Origin of the sequence: Buttiauxella warmboldiae, assembly GCF_003818135.1 — a bacterium.
GTDB classification, from domain to species: domain Bacteria; phylum Pseudomonadota; class Gammaproteobacteria; order Enterobacterales; family Enterobacteriaceae; genus Buttiauxella; species Buttiauxella warmboldiae.
On the sequence record NZ_RPOH01000004.1, the window covers coordinates 23,707 to 42,992 of the forward strand.

14 protein-coding genes and 1 pseudogene are annotated in these 19,286 nt (G+C 51.9%); 10 read left to right on the top strand and 5 right to left on the bottom strand.

The annotated features are described in order from the left end of the window. Positions 1-23 precede the first annotated feature (23 nt). The 6 genes from EHN07_RS01675 to osmB all read left to right on the top strand — a co-directional run bounded on the left by EHN07_RS01675 (position 24) and on the right by osmB (position 7,137). The gene (locus EHN07_RS01675) at positions 24-1,958 is read left to right on the top strand and encodes an exoribonuclease II (protein ID WP_124022486.1); all 1,935 of its coding nucleotides are present in this window, start codon (positions 24-26) and stop codon (positions 1,956-1,958) included. A 196-nt stretch (positions 1,959-2,154) separates the two neighbouring features. Further along, on the top strand, positions 2,155-2,985 hold the full coding sequence (gene cho, locus EHN07_RS01680) for an excinuclease Cho (protein WP_124022487.1): 831 nt from the start codon (positions 2,155-2,157) through the stop codon (positions 2,983-2,985). 356 nt (positions 2,986-3,341) lie between these two features. Further along, positions 3,342-5,333, top strand: a complete 1,992-nt coding sequence (pdeR, locus tag EHN07_RS01685) for a cyclic di-GMP phosphodiesterase (RefSeq protein WP_124022488.1) — start codon at positions 3,342-3,344, stop codon at positions 5,331-5,333. A gap of 157 nt (positions 5,334-5,490) precedes the next feature. Beyond that, a complete protein-coding gene (yciZ, locus tag EHN07_RS01690; protein ID WP_124022489.1) occupies positions 5,491-5,673 on the top strand; it encodes a protein YciZ/DeoL in 183 nt (60 codons plus the stop codon). A gap of 225 nt (positions 5,674-5,898) precedes the next feature. After that, on the top strand, positions 5,899-6,657 hold the full coding sequence (gene yciT / locus EHN07_RS01695) for a DNA-binding transcriptional regulator YciT (protein ID WP_124022490.1): 759 nt from the start codon (positions 5,899-5,901) through the stop codon (positions 6,655-6,657). Positions 6,658-6,918: 261 nt separating this feature from the next. Beyond that, the gene (osmB, locus tag EHN07_RS01700) at positions 6,919-7,137 is read left to right on the top strand and encodes an osmotically-inducible lipoprotein OsmB (protein ID WP_124022532.1); all 219 of its coding nucleotides are present in this window, start codon (positions 6,919-6,921) and stop codon (positions 7,135-7,137) included. A 173-nt stretch (positions 7,138-7,310) separates the two neighbouring features. On the opposite strand, the gene hrpA is transcribed toward osmB, so the two are convergent. Next, complete coding sequence (hrpA, locus tag EHN07_RS01705; RefSeq protein ID WP_124022491.1) at positions 7,311-11,210, bottom strand: ATP-dependent RNA helicase HrpA; 3,900 nt, start codon at positions 11,208-11,210, stop codon at positions 7,311-7,313. Positions 11,211-11,417: 207 nt separating this feature from the next. On the opposite strand from hrpA, the gene azoR reads away from it, so the two are divergent. Continuing rightward, on the top strand, positions 11,418-12,023 hold the full coding sequence (gene azoR, locus EHN07_RS01710; protein WP_124022492.1) for an FMN-dependent NADH-azoreductase: 606 nt from the start codon (positions 11,418-11,420) through the stop codon (positions 12,021-12,023). Between the two features lie 70 nt (positions 12,024-12,093). Here the strand turns inward: azoR and EHN07_RS01715 are convergent, their stop codons facing one another. Further along, positions 12,094-14,055 carry a peptidase U32 family protein gene (locus tag EHN07_RS01715; RefSeq protein ID WP_124022493.1) on the bottom strand — a complete coding sequence of 654 codons (1,962 nt, stop codon included), beginning with the start codon at positions 14,053-14,055 and terminating at the stop codon, positions 12,094-12,096. Positions 14,056-14,349: 294 nt separating this feature from the next. On the opposite strand from EHN07_RS01715, the gene EHN07_RS01720 reads away from it, so the two are divergent. Continuing rightward, positions 14,350-16,293 (top strand): putative bifunctional diguanylate cyclase/phosphodiesterase, encoded by a 1,944-nt coding sequence (locus tag EHN07_RS01720; RefSeq protein ID WP_124022494.1) that lies wholly within the window; start codon positions 14,350-14,352, stop codon positions 16,291-16,293. A 177-nt stretch (positions 16,294-16,470) separates the two neighbouring features. Further along, the gene (locus tag EHN07_RS01725) at positions 16,471-16,863 is read left to right on the top strand and encodes a VOC family protein (protein WP_124022495.1); all 393 of its coding nucleotides are present in this window, start codon (positions 16,471-16,473) and stop codon (positions 16,861-16,863) included. Here the strand turns inward: EHN07_RS01725 and tehB are convergent. Beyond that, a complete protein-coding gene (gene tehB, locus EHN07_RS01730; RefSeq protein ID WP_425267160.1) occupies positions 16,860-17,447 on the bottom strand; it encodes a tellurite resistance methyltransferase TehB in 588 nt (195 codons plus the stop codon). The two genes, EHN07_RS01725 and tehB, sit on opposite strands and share 4 nt — an antisense overlap. A 1-nt stretch (position 17,448) precedes the next feature. Continuing rightward, positions 17,449-17,553 (bottom strand): annotated as a pseudogene (locus tag EHN07_RS20575) (dicarboxylate transporter/tellurite-resistance protein TehA); the annotation flags it as partial. Between the two features lie 150 nt (positions 17,554-17,703). Between EHN07_RS20575 and ydcK the strand changes: the two are divergent. Then, positions 17,704-18,633, top strand: coding sequence for a YdcK family protein (ydcK, locus tag EHN07_RS01740; protein ID WP_124022496.1), 930 nt, complete (start codon positions 17,704-17,706; stop codon positions 18,631-18,633). Here ydcK and rimL read toward each other — a convergent pair. Beyond that, complete coding sequence (gene rimL / locus EHN07_RS01745) at positions 18,618-19,199, bottom strand: 50S ribosomal protein L7/L12-serine acetyltransferase (RefSeq protein ID WP_124022497.1); 582 nt, start codon at positions 19,197-19,199, stop codon at positions 18,618-18,620. The two genes, ydcK and rimL, sit on opposite strands and share 16 nt — an antisense overlap. Positions 19,200-19,286 lie beyond the last annotated feature (87 nt).

A 19,286-nucleotide genomic window follows, 5' to 3' on the forward strand; every position in this document is an offset into this window, starting at 1 on the left:
TTTGGCCACGAAAACGAAAAAACATGTTTCAGGATAACCCGCTGCTCGCGCAGCTTAAACAGCAACTGCACGCCCAGACGCCACGCGTTGAAGGCGTGGTAAAAGGTACGGAAAAAGGCTTTGGCTTCCTCGAAGTGGATTCCCAGAAAAGTTACTTTATTCCGCCGCCGCAGATGAAAAAAGTGATGCACGGTGACCGCGTAAGCGCGGTGATTCATACCGACAAGGACCGCGAAACCGCTGAGCCAGAAGAGCTTATCGAACCGTTCCTCGGCCGGTTTGTTGGCCGCGTACAGCGTAAAGATGACCGCCTGTCTATCGTGCCGGATCACCCATTATTACGTGACGCGATTCAGTGTCGTGCTGACCGTAACGTGACGCATGATTTCCAGAATGGCGACTGGGCCGTCGCTGAAATGAAGCGCCACCCGCTGAAAGGCGACCGCGGTTTCTACGCTGATCTGACCCAATTTATCACCTTTGGCGACGACCACCTTGCCCCATGGTGGGTGACACTGTCACGCCATAATCTTGAACGTGAAGCGCCAGACGGCGTGGCGACGGAAATGCTGGATGAAGGCCTGGCGCGTGAAGATTTAACCGCGCTGGATTTCGTCACCATTGATAGCGCCAGCACCGAAGATATGGATGATGCGCTGTACGTTGAAGAACTTGCCGATGGCAAACTGCAGCTGACCGTCGCCATCGCCGATCCGACCGCCTGGATTGCCGAAGGCAGTAAACTTGACGAGATCGCGAAAGTTCGCGCCTTCACCAATTACCTGCCGGGCTTTAACATCCCGATGCTGCCTCGCGAGCTGTCTGACGATTTATGCTCGCTGCGTCCTGACGTCACGCGTCCGGTTGTTGCCTGCCGTATGGTTATCGGGCAAGACGGCAGCATTGCAAACGAGATTAACTTCTTCGTGGCCACCATCGAGTCAAAAGCCAAACTGGCGTATGACGATGTCTCCAGCTGGCTGGAAGAAAAAGGCGGCTGGCAGCCACCGAGCGCAGCGATTGCTGCACAAATCCGTCTGCTGGAGCGCGTTTGCCAAAGCCGCGCCGACTGGCGCCGCACCCACGCTCTGGTGTTTAAAGACCGCCCTGATTACCGCTTCGTATTAGGTGAAAAAGGGGAAGTGCTGGATATCGTGGCTGAATCACGCCGCATTGCGAACCGCATCGTTGAAGAGGCGATGATTGCCGCAAACGTCTGTGCGGCCCTCGTTCTGCGTGAAAAACTCGGTTTCGGCGTGTATAACGTCCACACCGGTTTCGACCCGGCCAACATTGAACAGCTGGCTACCATGCTGCAAGGTCACGGCCTTGAGGTGGATGCGCAAGAAGTGCTGACGCTTAACGGATTCTGCAAGCTGCGCCGGGAACTGGACGCACAGCCAACCGGCTTCCTGGACAGCCGCATTCGTCGTTATCAGTCGTTTGCCGAAATCAGCACCGAGCCTGGCCCACATTACGGCCTGGGTCTGGAAGCTTATGCCACCTGGACGTCGCCGATTCGTAAATACGGCGATATGATCAACCATCGTCTGCTAAAAGCGATTATCAAAGGCGGATCCGCAGCTCGCCCGGCAGAAGAGATCACGGTGCAGATGGCGGAACGCCGTCGCCTGAATCGCATGGCAGAACGCGACGTGGGTGACTGGCTGTATGCTCGCTTCCTGAAAGATAAAGCCGGAACGGATACCCGTTTCAGCGCTGAGATCGTTGATGTGAGCCGTGGCGGGATGCGCGTACGCCTGGTGGATAATGGCGCGGTCGCCTTTATCCCTGCCCCATTCATCCATGCCGTGCGTGACGAAATGGTATGCAGCCAGGAAGCAGGCACCGTGCAAATCAAAGGCGAAGTGGCTTACAAAGTGACGGATGTGATTGATGTCACTATCGCTGAAGTACGTATGGAAACCCGTAGCGTGATTGCACGCCCGGCAATCTGACGAAATTTGTGATTCCGGGTGAAAGGGCTGAACCTCGTGTTCAGCTCAGGCTGATAACCACAAGGAAGGAAAAGCGTCGTTTTTCCTTCCTTGTCGGCAACGATGGCGATGCGTCGATTAAAATACCAGCAATCATTCAGACATCTTATGTGGTAGCCTCAAGTTTCCCCTGATAACCGAAATCATCCCATTAAGTATGCCCCTACCGTACCAGTATCCAGAACACCTGCGATATACGCTTGAAACGCTCCCCTCTAAGCCCGGCGTATACATTTTTTACGGTTCCGATCGGACCTTTCCCCTCTATATTGGGAAAAGCATTAACATACGCAGCCGTGTGCAATCCCACTTCAGAACAGAATCTGAGGCGAAATTACTGCATATGACTACCCATATAGATTTTCACCCAACGATGGGTGAAATTGGGGCGCTGTTGCTTGAGTCACAGCTTATAAAAAATCAAAGTCCGTTATTCAACAAACGCTTGCGAATTGCTCGCAGACTTTGCGCGCTGCGCATTACTGAGAAAACCACGCAGTTTGTATTCAGTAACGAAGCAGACTTTACGCAGGCTGATGACCTGTTTGGGTTGTTTAAAACCAAACGCGCTGCTATTGAGCAAATTCGAGAACTCGCTGACCAGCAAAGGCTGTGCTATGGCGTACTGGGACTGGAAAAGCTCTCTGCTGGCAGAGCCTGTTTCCGCTATTCGCTGGGGAAATGCGGCGGCGCCTGTTGCGGTGTGGAAAGTGTAGCAGCGCATCAACACAGGCTCAGAGAGTCGCTTGAATCCTTGAAAGTCCGCAGCTGGCCCTACCCCGGGCGCATTGCTATAGAAGAGAAATCTGGCGATCTGGCCGAATACCATGTGCTCAGCAACTGGCTATATCTGGGAACGGTAACCTCGCCTGAGGCTGGAAAATCAATGATAACGCCGCCAGCGTACTTTGACCGCGACAGTTACAAAATCCTCTGCCGGTACGTTTTCCCGCGGGAAGGATTGAAGATTATCGAGCTGGACCAGTAGGCTGGTTTTCGGCGACTCCAGCACCGATGCATCTAAAAATCCCACGGGTGATAAAAAACCATAAAAATCATCTATCATCATGGTGAGTATGGAAAACAGAAGCGCTGCGGCTTAGATGTTGCTTGCTGCCCTGGCCCAATCCAGGTCAAAGCAGGCGCGCTATTAATCAGGGGAACCCTATCAAGCCCTGCCATTTCAGGCATATATACGTGCAGGTTACGCGGCCCATATAGCGCCGGTCACAAAATAAGAATAATCTTACCGCATGTTTTCAATTAGTTAGTCGTACAAATCTTACTCTTGCTACTATAAATAACAGACTGACGCACTACGTCGGCCCTGCTTCAGGAGAGAGCATGAAAGAAGATTTGCAGCAGAATCTGCTCTACCGTTATTTAGGGACAACCAGCCCATACTGGCGTTTAGCGAGCGATAGCAATGCGCTGCAACTGGCCGCCAGCGAACATTCGCATATCAGCCAGATGGTCGAGCTCGCGCCCTGCCGGGCAGAGCAAATCCGCCAGATGACGGTCATTACTTCAAGCGTCACCATGCCAGTTGCGCTGTCCGGCCATGAAGTTTCGCTCAATCTGGTGGGCCGCAAGGTATCCAAAAAAGAGTGGGCAGGCTCAGCATCGGCCTGGAATGACACCCCTTCTGTTGCCCGCGATTTGGTGCAGGGTCTCTCTTTTGCTGAACAGGTGGTTTCTGAGGCAAACTCCGTCATCGTGATCCTCGACAGATTAGGCAATATTCAGCGTTTCAATCGGTTAAGTGAAGAATATACCGGCCTTAAAGAACAAGAGGTTATTGGGCAGAACGTGTTTAAATTATTTATGAGCCGCCGGGAAGCGGCAGCGTCGAAACGCAATATCAGCGGCTTCTTCCGTAACGGGAACTCTTATGAAGTCGAACGCTGGATAAAAACCCGCAAAGGCCAGCGGCTATTTCTGTTTCGTAATAAATTTGTCCACAGCGGCAGCGGCAAAAATGAAATCTATCTGATTTGCTCTGGTACCGACATTACCGAAGAACGGCGCGCTCAGGAGCGCCTGCGCGTCCTGGCGAACACCGACACCATTACCGGTCTCCCCAACCGCAATGCCATCAACGATCTTATTACCCGCGCCATTGAGCGTCGTGGAGCGACTCAGGTAGGGATCGTGTATCTCGATCTGGATAACTTCAAAAAAGTGAATGACGCCTACGGCCACATGTTTGGCGACCAGCTATTGCAGGCGGTGTCGCTGGCTATTTTAAGCTGTCTTGATGAAGGGCAGATTCTGGCCCGGCTTGGCGGCGATGAATTTATTGTCTTAGCCACCAACACCTCTCAGGCCACGCTTGAGGCGATGTCATCTCGCATCCTGGCACGCCTGAAGCAGTCATTCCGCATCGGCCTGATTGAAGTCTACTCCGGCTGTTCATTAGGTATCTCCCTGGCGCCTCAGCACGGTGAGGACCGCGAAAGCCTGATAAGCAATGCCGATACCGCAATGTACACCGCCAAAGAGAGCGGGCGCGGTAAGTTCTGCGTGTTCGCACCGGAAATGAATCAGCGGGTATTTGAATATTTATGGCTTGATACCCACTTACGAAAAGCCCTGGAAAATGACCAACTGGTGATCCACTACCAGCCGAAAATGACCTGGCGCGGTGAAGTCAGGAGCCTTGAAGCCTTAGTTCGCTGGCAGTCGCCGGAGCGCGGGCTGATCCCCCCGCTGGATTTTATCTCATACGCCGAAGAGTCCGGCTTAATCGTACCGCTTGGCCGCTGGGTGATGTTAAGCGTGGTGCAGCAGGTGGCGAAATGGCGCGACAAAGGCATGACTATGCGCGTCGCGGTCAACGTTTCTGCCCGCCAGCTAGCCGACCAGACCATTGTTAGCGTTCTGAAACAGGCGCTGAAGGATCTCAATTTTGAATACTGCCCAATCGACGTGGAGCTGACCGAAAGCTGCCTGATTGAAAATGAAGATCTCGCCCTTTCCGTTATCCAACAGTTCAGCCGTCTCGGCGCGCAAGTGCATTTAGATGACTTTGGTACCGGCTACTCTTCCCTGTCGCAGCTTGCCCGCTTCCCGATTGACGCCATTAAACTTGACCAAAGTTTCGTGCGCGATATTCATAAACAGTCAGTGTCGCAATCGCTGGTGCGGGCTATTGTCGCCGTAGCGCAGGCGCTCAATTTACAGGTTATTGCCGAAGGGGTAGAGAATCAGAAAGAAGACGCCTTTCTGACGAAGAACGGCGTCAACGAACGGCAGGGTTACTTATTTGCTAAACCCATGCCTGCGGCCGTATTTGAGCGCTGGCTAAAACGCTATCTGGCCAGAACGGCACGTTAAGCATACCGACAATGCCCTTAGCTTCAGGGCGAAACGCGGCAGCGTACCAGCCTGCGGCGCAGGCATTAATTGCGCACGCAATCGCAATCGGCCCTTCTCTTTCGGCGGCTTTTTTTGCATTATGAAAGCAATATTTTTCCTAAAAACAGGATGCACTATGCCTTCAGTGGACCCTCTGCAACTGGCAAAACGTATTGATATCGTGCTGGATATTCTGGTGGGTGGCGACCACGCTTCCGCCATTAATAATCTGGAAATTTTAAAAGCGGAATTACTCGCCATCACGAATAAAGAACCACAAAAAGAGAGCGACCTGAAAAAGTCGCCCTGGGAAATTTAAACCTGGCGTTGCTGGCAACTGCGTTATTTTACAGGCTCAGGGAGCCAAAAGCGCCCTGTCAGTCTTTCTCGAAAGCCGCGATGGCCGCAGTCACGGCCGGGGTGGTTAAAAGCTGTTCCGTTACTGCCTTATCTCCGGACGCGCAGGATGATATTATAGCCCGCACGGAACATACTCTTTGATAATCCCGGCGGCACAGAATGCGCCGCCTTAAAATTGGCTGATATGAACTCCAGACAACAAATTATTTTACAGATGGTTATCGATCAAGGCCGGGTGAGCGTGGCCTCACTCGCTAAAGCAACCGGCGTTTCAGAGGTGACGATCCGCCAGGACCTTAATCTTCTGGAGAAAAAGAGCTACCTGCGGCGCGCTCATGGCTACGCCGTTCCGCTCGACAGCGAAGATGTCGAAACGCGCATGATGAACAATTATTCGCTGAAACGTCATCTTGCCGATTTTGCCGCCACCCTGGTCAACGATGGTGAAACCATCTTCATTGAAAACGGCAGCTGTAACGCCCTGCTGGCGCGCGCATTAGCCGAGCAGAAAAAAATCACTCTGATCACCGTCAGCAGCTACATTGCCCACCTTCTCAAAGACACCGACTGCGAAGTCGTACTGCTTGGCGGCATCTATCAGAAGAAGAGTGAAAGTATGGTTGGACCGCTAACGCGCCAGTTTATTCAGCAGGTCCATTTCAGCAAAGCGTTCATCGGCATCGACGGCTTCTTGCCGGAAACCGGATTTACCGGCCGCGATATGATGCGTGCCGATGTGGTGAATACCGTGCTGGAAAAAGGGAGCGAAACGATTATTCTGACGGACAGCAGCAAGTTTGGCGCCATGCACCCTTATCCTCTTGGCCCCATCTCGCGAATTAGCCGCGTCATCACCGACGATGCGCTGAGTGAAAGCGCAGGCCAGCAGCTGCAGAAGAGCGGCGTTCAGGTCAATATCGTTAAACAGTTCCCTCTCGTATAACTCTCTGAAACGGCCTGTGCGGATTGCAGGCCGTTCTCTTATCAGAATTATCCTGCCGACCCTTTAAGATTATTTACCTGTTGTTATTTCCCGTACAAATTAAAATGTTTATTAACGATGTAACAGGAAGTGATAATCACCGGCGTTATTTTTAAATATATCGTTAAGCCGTTTCACGGTAATTTTCTTTAAGTTGGTCGATTGCCACTATACTTAACAGGAAACTTATTTCCGTGAATCACTCATTCAGGAGAAAGTATGATGACCTTAAATAACAAAAAAATTGCTGCCGTTGTGCTGGCTTTGACCGTTGCGATGTCGCTGAGCGCATGCTCTAACTGGTCCAAACGTGACCGTAGCACCGCGATTGGCGCAGGCGCAGGTGCTTTAGGCGGCGCGGTATTAACCGATGGCAGCACCCTGGGCACATTAGGCGGTGCCGCGGTTGGGGGGATTATCGGTAACCAGGTAGGTAAATAAAGCTGAATGCCCGAAAAGCTTAAAACGCTTTAATTGATTATAAAAACTTTACTCTTCAGAGTCTGGCTTTCAGCAGGGATATTAATATCCCCAGCCTGATAATCATAAAGAAGGAAAAACCATGCGTTTTCCTTCTTTATCAGCAAACTTCCCCGGTATAAGGCCTGCGAGGATTACCCCGTAATGGCTTCCATCGCCTGCAAAATACGCTTGTCGGATATCGGATACGGCGTCCCCAGCTGTTGCGCGAAGAAACTGACGCGCAGCTCCTCAATCATCCAGCGGATCTCCTGCACATCTTCATCAACGCGGCGCGCTGGCGGCAGTTTATTCAGCCACTGCTGCCAGCTTTGCTGCACATGTTCGACCTTCAGCATTTGCACACGGTCGCGATGCGGATCGACCGCCATTTTTTCCAGCCGTTTCTCAATAGCATTCAGATAACGCAGCGTATCGCCCAACCGTTTGTAGCCATTTCCGGTGACGAAACCACGATACACCAGCCCGCTCATCTGCGCTTTCACATCCGACAGCCCCAGCGCCATAGTCATATCCACGCGCCCTTTCAGCCGCTTGTTGATATTGAATACGGCGGTGAGGATTTGCTCCACCTGCTTCGCAATCTCCACCACCGTGTCGTTGAGTTCCGCACGGACTTTTTCATGCAGTGCCGCAAAGCCCTCTTCGCTCCATACCGGGCCACCTGCCTGTGCGATCAGCTTATCGACGCCGCATGAGATGCAGTCGTCGATCAGATCCAGCACCTTACCGTAAGGGTTGAAATACAGGCCAAGCTTGGCTTTGTTTGGCAGCTTTTCATGCAGATACTTAATCGGCGAAGGGATGTTGAGCAGCAGCAAGCGGCGCAGGCCACGCCACATCGCCTGCTGCTGTTCCAGCGGGTTATCAAACAGCTTGATCGCCACGCTCTCTTTTTCATCCACCAGCGCCGGGAACGCCTTCATGCGGTAGCTGCCGCGTTTTTGCTCGTAGCTTTCCGGCAGCGATCCAAAGCTCCAGATATGCAGGCCGCTTTGTTCGATGCCGTCATCCGCCACCGCCGAGAGCGTTTGCTGAACTTTCTCTTTCAGGCCGCCTTTCAACTCGCTAAGGTCTTTGCCCTCTTTGAGCTTTTTGTTGTGCTCATCCACCACGCGGAAAGTCATTTTCAGGTGATCGGGCACCTGATCCCAGTGCCAGTCTTCGCGGTCGATGGTGATGCCCGACATGCGGCGGAATTCACGCTCTAAACTTTCCAGCAGCGGCAAGTCCAGAGGTGTGGCGCGGCCTAAAAACGCTTCGGCATAGTTTGGCGCCGGAACAAAATTACGGCGCACCGGTTTTGGCAGCGACTTAATCAGCGCAATCACCAGTTCGCGCCGCACGCCCGGAATTTGCCATTCAAACCCGGCTTCTTCTACCTGGTTTAACAGCGGCAGCGGAATATGCACCGTTACGCCATCGGCATCGGCCCCCGGCTCAAACTGATAGGTCAGGCGCAGCTTGAGGTTGCCCTGATGCCAGAAGTTCGGATAGTCGAGCTTGCTGACTTGCTCCGCGCCCTCTTTTATCAGCATGCTCTTTTCGAAATTAAGCAGGTCCGGCGTCTCTTTACTGACCTTTTTCCACCAGCTGTCGAAGTGGCGGGCGGAAATCACATCGTGAGCGATACGTTGGTCATAAAACTCAAACAGCGTGTCGTCATCCACCAGAATGTCGCGGCGCCTGGATTTATGCTCCAGCTCTTCAATCTCGTTGCGCAGCCTGAGGTTATCGCGGAAGAACGCGTGGCGCGTCTGCCAGTCTCCCTCGACTAACGCATGGCGGATAAACAGTTCACGGCACAGCGCCGGGTCGATCTGGCTGTAGTTCACGCTACGGGCCGCCACAATCGGCAAGCCGTAGAGCGTCACTTTTTCGCTCGCCATGACCGCGCCCTGCGATTTCTCCCAGTGCGGTTCGCTGTAAGAGCGTTTCAGCAGATGCTGCGCCAGCGGTTCGACCCATTCAGGGTCGATTCTTGCCGCAATACGCCCCCACAGGCGGCTGGTTTCCACCAGTTCGGCCACCATCGTCCATTTTGGCGGTTTCTTAAATAAACCGGAGCCCGGGAAGATAGAGAAACGGGCGTTACGCGCCCCGGTGTATTCCTGTTTATCGGCATCTTTCTGGCCGATATGGGAAAGCAAGCCGGTCAGCAAAGCGCAGTGAACGGAGCGGAAATCCGCCGGTTCACTGTTAACAGGCAAACCGAGTTCTTTCACCACCTGGCGCAGTTGGGTGTAGATATCTTGCCACTCGCGCACGCGCAGGTAGTTGAGATAATCGAGCTTGCACTGGCGGCGGAACTGGTTAGACGACAGCTCTTTTTGCTGCTCGCCCAGGTAGTTCCACAGGTTTACAAAGCTAAGGAAATCCGACTCTTTGTCGTGGAAACGACGATGTTTTTCATCAGACGCCTGCTGTTTGTCCATCGGGCGCTCGCGCGGGTCCTGGATCGACAGGCCAGCGGTGATGATCATCACTTCACGCACGCAGCCAAATTTCTGCGCTTCCAGCACCATTCGCGCCAGGCGCGGGTCGACTGGCAATTGCGCCAGCTGGCGGCCAGAAGGCGTGAGTTGATACACGCCTGAGTTGGCTTCGGTGGCGATCGCCCCGAGTTCTTCCAGCAGCCGCACGCCATCCTGAATATTGCGTTTATCCGGGGCTTCCACAAACGGGAAGGCGGCGATGTCGCCAAGCCCCAGCGAGGTCATCTGCAAGATAACCGACGCAAGGTTAGTGCGCAGAATTTCCGGGTCGGTAAATTCCGGGCGCGACAGGAAATCATCTTCGGAATAGAGGCGAATACAGATCCCGTCGGAAACACGCCCACAGCGGCCTTTGCGCTGGTTGGCTGAAGCCTGAGATACAGGCTCAATCGGCAGGCGCTGCACTTTAGTACGGTAGCTGTAGCGGCTGATACGCGCGGTGCCCGGATCAATAACGTATTTAATGCCCGGCACGGTCAGCGAGGTTTCCGCCACGTTAGTGGCCAGCACGATACGCCGCCCGATATGGGACTGGAATACGCGGTTTTGCTCGCTGTTAGACAGGCGCGCGTACAGCGGCAGCACTTCGGTGTGCGGCAGATTAAGCTTGTTTAACGCATCAGCGGTGTCACGGATTTCGCGCTCGCCGCTCATGAAAATCAGAATGTCTCCGGCGCTTTCACGGCCGAGTTCATCTACCGCGTCGAAGATCGCCTGCAGCTGATCGCGGTCGGTATCATCGGCCTCTTCCACCATCGGGCGATAGCGCACTTCAACCGGGTAAGTACGACCAGACACTTCGATAATCGGCGCGTTGTTGAAGTGGCGCGAGAAGCGTTGCGGGTCGATGGTCGCAGAGGTAATGATGATTTTCAGATCCGGGCGACGCGGCAGCAGCTCGCGCAAATAGCCCAGCAGGAAATCGATATTCAGGCTGCGTTCGTGCGCTTCATCAATGATGATGGTGTCGTACTGCATCAGCAGGCGGTCCTGCTGAATTTCCGCCAGCAGGATGCCGTCGGTCATCAGTTTGACCATAGTGTTTTCACTGACGTGGTCAGTAAAACGCACCTTATAGCCAACACAGCCGCCCGGCTCCGTTTGCAACTCTTCCGCAATACGGTTCGCCACGGTTCGCGCCGCCAGGCGGCGAGGCTGAGTGTGGCCAATCAGACCCTTCACGCCGCGCCCCAGCTCCATACAGATTTTTGGTAGCTGCGTAGTTTTACCTGAGCCAGTTTCCCCCGCCACGATAACCACCTGATGGTCGCGAATGGCATCGAAAATGTCCTGCTTTTTCTGGCTTACAGGTAAATTTTCTGGGTAAGTGATTTTTGGGCGCGAAGCTTCACGCAGCAGGACCTTACCGGCGGCGGAGTCAATCTCTTGCGCCAGCGAATCAAGCACACCCTGCTGCGATTCAGGATTTTTCACCTTCTTCGCACCATGCAAACGGCGGGAGAAGCGTTGTCTGTCGCGTAGCATTAAGCCATCAAGGCGCGAGAATAATGAGGACAGTGAAGGTTTTATATTTTCCATTGCGTAATCATCACGGCAGCGCACTGCCTGGTAAGTCTGTATCGTCAATTAGCGCTAGGTTAGCACATCACGCCTTTTGACGCCTTGTTCAATAAAATCGAACATTGAGTTCGATATATTGCGCTATCACTGCAATCGGATTGTGAATAAAGTAGCTTCCAGCGAACGGGCAATCAGTCCCGAATGAACATCACAAAGGAATCACCCATGAGCAAAGTTTTAGTCCTGAAGTCCAGCATCCTGGCAGGTTATTCTCAGTCAAATCAGCTGTCCGACTATTTTGTTGAACAATGGCGTGAAGAGCATAGCGCAGATGAGATCACCGTGCGCGATCTAGCGGCAAATCCAATTCCGGTGCTGGATGGCGAGCTGGTGGGTGCGCTGCGTCCGAGCGATGCTCCCCTGTCACCGCGTCAGCAAGAAGCCTTAGCGCTGTCTGACGAACTGATCGCCGAGCTGAAAGCTCACGACGTGATTGTGATCAACGCCCCAATGTATAACTTCAACATTCCAACACAGTTGAAGAACTACTTTGATCTGATAGCGCGTGCAGGCGTGACTTTCCGCTACACCGAAAAAGGCCCGGAAGGCCTGATTACCGGCAAACGTGCTGTGGTGCTGACCAGCCGCGGCGGTATTCATAAAGATACCCCAACCGATCTGCTGGTGCCATACCTGAATATTTTCCTGGGCTTTATTGGTATTACCGATGTGAATTATGTCTTCGCTGAAGGCATTGCTTACGGTCCGGAAGTGGCAACCAAAGCACAAAGCGATGCAAAAGCGGCGATTGATAGCATCGTGACGGCTTAATCAGTCACCGGGTATAGCGTGCAAAACGGCAACCATTGAGTTGCCGTTTTGCATTGTTATCGCATACCTGCTACTTACGCTTCGGCAAAGTCTTCAGCAGCTCATCCGGGCTAATCGAGGCCACCACGCTGCTGCCGGGCAGTGGCATTTTCAGGATATGGTTTTTCATCCTGCCGATTACGTGCATTTCGCACGGTTTGCAGTCAAATTTCAGCGTCAGCACTTCATCCTGATGCACCAGCTGCATCGGCGTGGCTTTCCAGCTTTTCACTGACCCCTTCGCCTGTTTCGGGCAGAGGTTAAAGGCGAAACGCAGGCAGTGTTTAGTGATCATCACCGGCACCTCGCCCTTCTCTTCATGCGCTTCATAGGCCGCATCGATCAGCTGCACGCCATAGCGCTGATAAAATTCTCGCGCTTTATGGTTGTACACGTTGGCAAGGAAGGTCAGATGCGTGTCTGGATAAACCGGAGGCGGTACGCTAACCGGTTTACGGCTGCCGCGTTGATAGCGCTGCAAACGGGCCTCGGTCAGCTCGTCAATCGCTTCACGGCGCAGCTGATTTAACTGGCTGTTTGGCACAAACAAAGGGGCCGGCAAATTGAGATCCACTTTACGCGCCTGATACAGAGTCTGCCCCAGTTTTGCCAGGCTATCGCGCAGGTTTGAATAGGCTTTTTCCGGGTTGTTCGCTACCGCGAATGGTCCTTCCAGCGTTTTCGTCACGCTAACGCCGTCTTCACTGGTAAGGGTTAGTACCAGCTGTTCTTCCCAGCCGCCAAGCTCAAAATCCACCGCAATGCGCCGCTCGCTGGAGGTTTTTGTCAACGCCTGCTGCCAGTTGTGGTCGAGGTTGCGGTTCAAAGGATGATTAGGACGCAGGTTTTTCAGGGCGTCCGGCATCTCATTTGGCCAGACGCGATACTGGTTTTTAGCGGTTTTTTCCACGGTATTGGCGCGAAAACCAACGATATCTCGCTTGATCAGCACGTTCAGCCCGTCGCCATTGGTCAGTGAATCGGTAACGCTGACATCAAGAAAATCTTTACCCACCTTCAGCACTTCACCTACCGGCAGGCCGATATATTTTGGCGAATCAAACGCGCCGATATCGATTTTGCGCTCGTTGACAAAATAGTCAGTGCTGCCACGGTGGAAGGTTTTATCCGGCGAAGGGATAAAGAAATGCGTGGTTTTCCCCGCAGAGGCACGCGCCAAATCACCGCGCTGCTCCATTAACTCATCCAGCAGCTGGCGGTAATAAGCGGTGATATTTTTCACATAGCTCATATCTTTGTAGCGCCCTTCAATCTTGAAGGAACGCACGCCCGCGTCCACCAGCGCGGCCAGATTGGCGCTCTGGTCGTTATCTTTCATCGACAACAGGTGTTTTTCATAGGCCACTACGCGACCGCGATCGTCTTTTAGCGTATAGGGCAACCGGCAAGCCTGGGAACAATCGCCACGGTTGGCGCTACGCCCGGTCTGGGCGTGTGAAATATTACACTGCCCGGAATAGGCCACACACAGCGCGCCGTGAATAAAGAATTCAATCGTGGCATCAACCTTTTCATGGATGGCGCGGATTTGGTTGAGGTTCAATTCGCGGGCAAGCACGATCTGCGAGAATCCCGCAGCGGAGAGGAATCTGGCTTTTTCTACGCTGCGGATATCGCACTGGGTGCTGGCGTGTAGCTCAATCGGCGGCAGATCCATTTCCAGCACGCCCATATCCTGCACAATCAGCGCATCCACGCCCGCCTGATACAGGTCGTGGATCATACGGCGCGCGGGTTCCAGCTCGTTATCGTGCAGAATCGTGTTGAGCGTAACGAAAATCTTCGCCCCATAACGGTGAGCAAACGGCACCAGCTCTGCGAGATCTTGCAGGCTGTTGCCCGCATTATGGCGTGCGCCAAAACCAGGCCCGCCGATGTAGACCGCATCCGCGCCGTGCAAAATTGCTTCGCGGGCGATAGCGGTGTCACGGGCCGGGCTGAGTAATTCAAGATGATTGGCGTGCAGGCGCATAGTGAGTCTGTTTCTATGTTATGGGCGAAAGGCGGCTATTGTAGTCAGATTGGGCGCGTAAGCATAGATCCGTAAAAATCAGCCTGGCGAACCGCCTAATCGCCGCTCTTTTTACTCTCCGACATATTTGCTGCGAACGTTTAATCAACACTAAGAACAGCGAGTTAGCCGCTAAAGACGGTGTATTACGAAAAATTTTAATTTATACTTCCCGCGGGAATAATTACCGAGAGTGATCATATTAAACCTGGCTAAATGGGCGCGATGTGAGTGACTCAGCTAAGATGATAGAAAATGCCAAAAAACATAGAACATTCAAAGTTATACCAATCAGAAGGCGTCAGGCTGTTATATGACAACTCGTTACCGGGTATTCTGATTACTTTTATTGCTTCTACCCTGCTTGCCTTCACTTTTATCGACAACAATAATCTGCATGCCAAAATAACCTGGTGGCTGATCATGACCACGATGCTGGCTATTCGGGTACTTGACACCCGAATGTGGATAAAAAGTGATGCCGAGTGTAGAAAAAAGAAGCGCTGGATAATCCGTTTCTCCGCCGGTTGTTTAATCACCGCCGCGCTATGGAGCGTCTACGCCGTGACGTTCTATGGGCAATTTTCCATCGAAGAATTCAGCTCGACGAATGTGATACTGGCTGCGATGGCGGGCGGCGCAACCAGTATTCTCTCCGCAAGCTTTACCCTTACCTCGCTGTATAACATTATTATTTTAATGCCGATGTCGATATTGCTGATGATGCAGCCTGAGCAATACAAAATTAATCTTGGCAGTCTCGGCAGCTGTTTTACTTTAATTATGATCGTCTCCTCGGCGCGCTCGGCAAATTATATTAAAGAAACCATCTTGCTGCGTTACCAGAATAAAAAACTGGTCTCCAGCATGGAAGAGACCATCAGAGAAAGAACCCAGGAAATTTATGTTATCTCCAATATTGATTCGCTCACCGGCTTATATAACCGCAGCGCTTTTTTATCAGCGGTTGCAGGGATTGAGCGTGAGTTTCAACAAAATCATATTTCCGGCTTCTCCATTTTCTTTATCGACCTTGATGGCTTTAAAAATATAAATGACACCCTGGGTCACAGTATCGGTGACAAAGTTCTGGTGGCTTTAAGTACCAGGCTGAAAAGTTTTCTTGAATATGGCCATTTCATGTGTCGCTGGGGGGGTGATGAATTTATCATGCTGGTTAAAGAGAGTTCACACGAAGAGGCCCGTGAGCTTGCTGAAAAAATTATCGCCAGCCTATCACTCCCCATCAAATTAGATGACCAAACCGTGGCGCTGAATGCCACCATCGGTATTTCGGCGTGTCCGGAACATGACACCTCAATAACCCGCCTGATTCAGCTGGCGGATATCGCCATGTATTCGCAAAAAGGCAAATATCCTGAACGACTTGCCTTCTACAATCTCGATCTTGAGCGCAATCTGCGCCGTAAAATGACCCTTAATGAAGCCCTGAAAGGCGCTCTGGAGCGCAACGAGTTTCGTTTAATGTATCAACCCATTGTCGATACCACCGGTCAGATCGTCAGTTTTGAAGCCCTGATGCGCTGGCGCTACCGAGAGCAGGAGATCTCCCCGGTTGAATTTATACCGTTAATGGAACAGAGCGGTCGTATCAATCAGGTTGGAAAATGGGTGCTGGAAGAGGCCTGCCGGACGCTGGCGCAAATCCATCAGCAGCATGGCAACATCTGCATGTGTGTCAATATCTCGCTGATTCAGTTTTATGACAAAGGTTTCGTCAATAACGTCAAACAGGTTATCGAACGCTACGCTATTCCGGGACATTTATTGCACCTGGAAGTCACTGAATCACTTTTCCAGTCCGAACAAACGATGATTAATGAGAAAGTAAGCCAGCTGCAACAACACGGCGTCAAATTCTCGGTGGATGATTTTGGTACCGGCTACTCCAGCCTGTCGGTGATTCAGAATATGAATATTGACTATATTAAAATCGATCGTTCGTTTATTCAGCATATTGAGCAGAAGGGTCTTTCTATTGTTCGGGCGGTAATGAATATGTCCCATAGCCTCAATTTCAGCGTGATTGCTGAAGGGGTGGAAACGGAAAAACAGCGCCAGCTTCTTGAGCAATGCGGAATACCTTATATGCAGGGCTACTATTTCTCTCGTCCCCTGGAACACCCCGGCGCATTAGCCTATCTCAACACTGCGATGGTTCAGGAATCCAGCCACTAATTTATCTGTGTGCCGCGCTCTGCTATTGAGCAGAGCGCCTTCCTGGCTTCCCTGCTCTCTTTTCCTGCTTTGTCAGCAATCTCAAAGGGAAGCCGTTTTAATGCTCCGCACCGCGTGTTAACTGTTTTGCCACAGATGGCTTACTCTTTAATGCGTGGAAACTATTCAGGAGCAAACATGACACCTCATCTGCGAATTGCCCGCCCGGTAACGGATCTGACTCAAAGCAAAGAGATGTATTGCCGGGGTTTGGGCCTGCGGGACATCGGGGAATTTAGTGAACATGACGGCTTTAGCGGAGTGATGCTTGGGCTCGATGAGGCAAGCTGGCATCTGGAATTTACGCTTTGCCACCGTCATCCTGTCGAACCCGCCGCCACGGTGGATGACTTATTAGTGCTTTATTATTCGGATAAAGAACAATGGCAAAAAACCTGTCAGCAAATGCTGGATGCAGGTTTTTTAACCATTAATAATTTTAATCCGTACTGGGATGCTGCCGGGCGCACCTTTATTGATAACGACGGTTATCGCATTGTATTACAAAATCGCGCCTGGCCACCGGCTTAACGTTTACGCGCCAGCATAGTGGCAAAACGTAATTTAATACGATTCCCTTGCGCATCGGTTTTATGCAGCTGGCCTATGTCTTCATTGTATTTCAGCAATTCCCAACCCGAGTAGTACTGGCGTAATTCCCCTTCGCTAAAAGCAAAGGGGAAACCGACGTTACAGGGGTAATCTTCGGTATCCATTGCGGCGACAATCAGGTTGTAGCCCCCCACTTTGGTGCAGCGCTGCATATTGGCGATAAGCCCGGGGATGGTATTACGCTCCAGAAACATCATCACCACGGTTGACAGGATAAAATCGTACTCACCGTCGAAGGTTAAGGTATTGAGGTCAACAATATCCGTGGTGATATTTTTCAGCTCTTCCGCGGCAATAATTTTATTCAGGTTGCTGATGCTCATCTGGTTTTTATCCCAGGCGGTGACAGCAAACCCTTTCTGATTCAGATACAGGCTGTTGCGACCATTGCCGCAGCCAAGATCCAGCGTGTTACCCGCGGGCACCAGGGCGGCGGCATTCACCACATCAGAATGGGTGGCGGTTAAGCCATATTTTTCAGCGTAATAATTGTCAGCAAGCATCTTAATTTGTCCTTTTTGCAGGCCGTTCGACACGCAGCAGTAGTTTACCCTGATAAAACAGGATCGCCGTACGTATCAGCAGCAGGCCAATAATGAAATTGGTGAAAGTAGATTGAGCATAGTGCGCGTGACTGAGTTATTCATTTCGTTTAAATTATAAAATGTATTTTAGATGCATTTTATGCGAATGCGCCGCAGAACGCTACACTGGGATTAATCTGCCAGGCTTTAAAAGGACACTCTGCGGGGTATAGCAATGAATAAGTATCAACTAACGGGCGATTATCGGCTGCACGATTATCAGGCCGATGGCAAAAAACAGCAGGTCAAACTCTGGCAGGTGGTAGCGTTATGCGATTTCAACGATGTTAAAGCCGGGCAGCTCGGCGGCTGGATTGAATGTGAAGACAATCTTAGCCAGCGCGGAAACTGCTGGCTTTATGGCAGCGAAAGCGTGGTTTATGGCGGCTCAAGCGTTGATGATGACGCGCAAATCCACGGAACATCGACGCTTTGTCACCGGGCGCATATCAGCGGGAAAAGCGTAGTTAAAGAGTCGCTGGTCAGCGGCGAATGCCGTATTTACGATGCGGCCCGCATTCTTAACGGCAGCCAGATTATTGCCGTCCGTGGCTTAACCGCCGAGCGCGATAAAGTGCTGCAAATTTATGGTAACGCCACGGTCAACGCCTCACGCGTGGTGCACCAGGCCCAGATATTTGGTCACGCCGTGGTGAATCATGCTTTTATTGAGCACCGCGCCGAAGTCTTCGGCCAGGCCATTCTGGAGGGCAATGACGAAAATAATGTCTGGATTTGCGACTGCGCCCGCGTGTTTGATCGCGCGCGCATTATTGCCGGGCGCGGCGACGACCAGATCCCCACCATTCGTTATTCTTCCCAGGTCTATGGCAACGCGCTGATTGAAGGCGACTGCCTGCTTAAACACCAGGTCCATATTTTCGATAACGCCACGCTTATCGGCGGCCCTATTCAACTGGATAATCAAGTGCACATTTACGGGCAGGCACGAGTCAGCGGAAACGTGCTGATAGAAAATAACGTACAGGTTTACGATAAAGCCGCGGTGGATGGCCTGGAGGGCGAGCCGATCCATATTCGCGGCATTAAGGATATTAATGGCGAACAACGCGTTACGCGTTCGCCATTTTATGGCGTGTTCTGAGAGCCGCCCGGTGACTCAACAATCCGCCCATAGATGTTCTGGTCGTGAAACTTACCGTTTAAATACTCGGCCTGTTTCAGGCGTCCTTCAAGGGCGAAACCATTACGCAGCGCCACCTGGTTGCTGGCGGTATTGCTGACAATACATTTAATCACGAAGCGGCGAGCCAGCCCTTCGCGGGCATATTTGTCAATCGTCGCGGCCAGCGCGCGCGAAATAATCCCCTGCCCGATAGCCTCTTGATCCAGCCAGTAACCGATATAAGCGGTTTTATTGGTTGGCTCGACCTGGTTAAATGAAAATACGCCAACCATTTTTTGATGCTGGAAAATCAGGAACATTTTCGCGTAGCCGCGATGGTGCAAAATGTAGTTGCCCTGCGCCATTTTGCGCGAGTCTTCAACCGACAATACGTATTTAGGCCAGTCCATCGCCGTTTGTAGCCAGGCTTTGTTCTTCCGGACCAGGGTAAAAATCTCATCAACGTAGCGTTCATGAATGGAGTGAAGCGTGATATTGCCCTCAAGCTTAATCACATCGTCCTGCCAGTTGTCAGAATCCCGCACCTGTTCTCTCCTTGTTTAACGCTGTGGAAAATAATGGGGCAAAAACTGATTTCCGCAATCAACACCAAAAGTCGCATAGAAATTCAT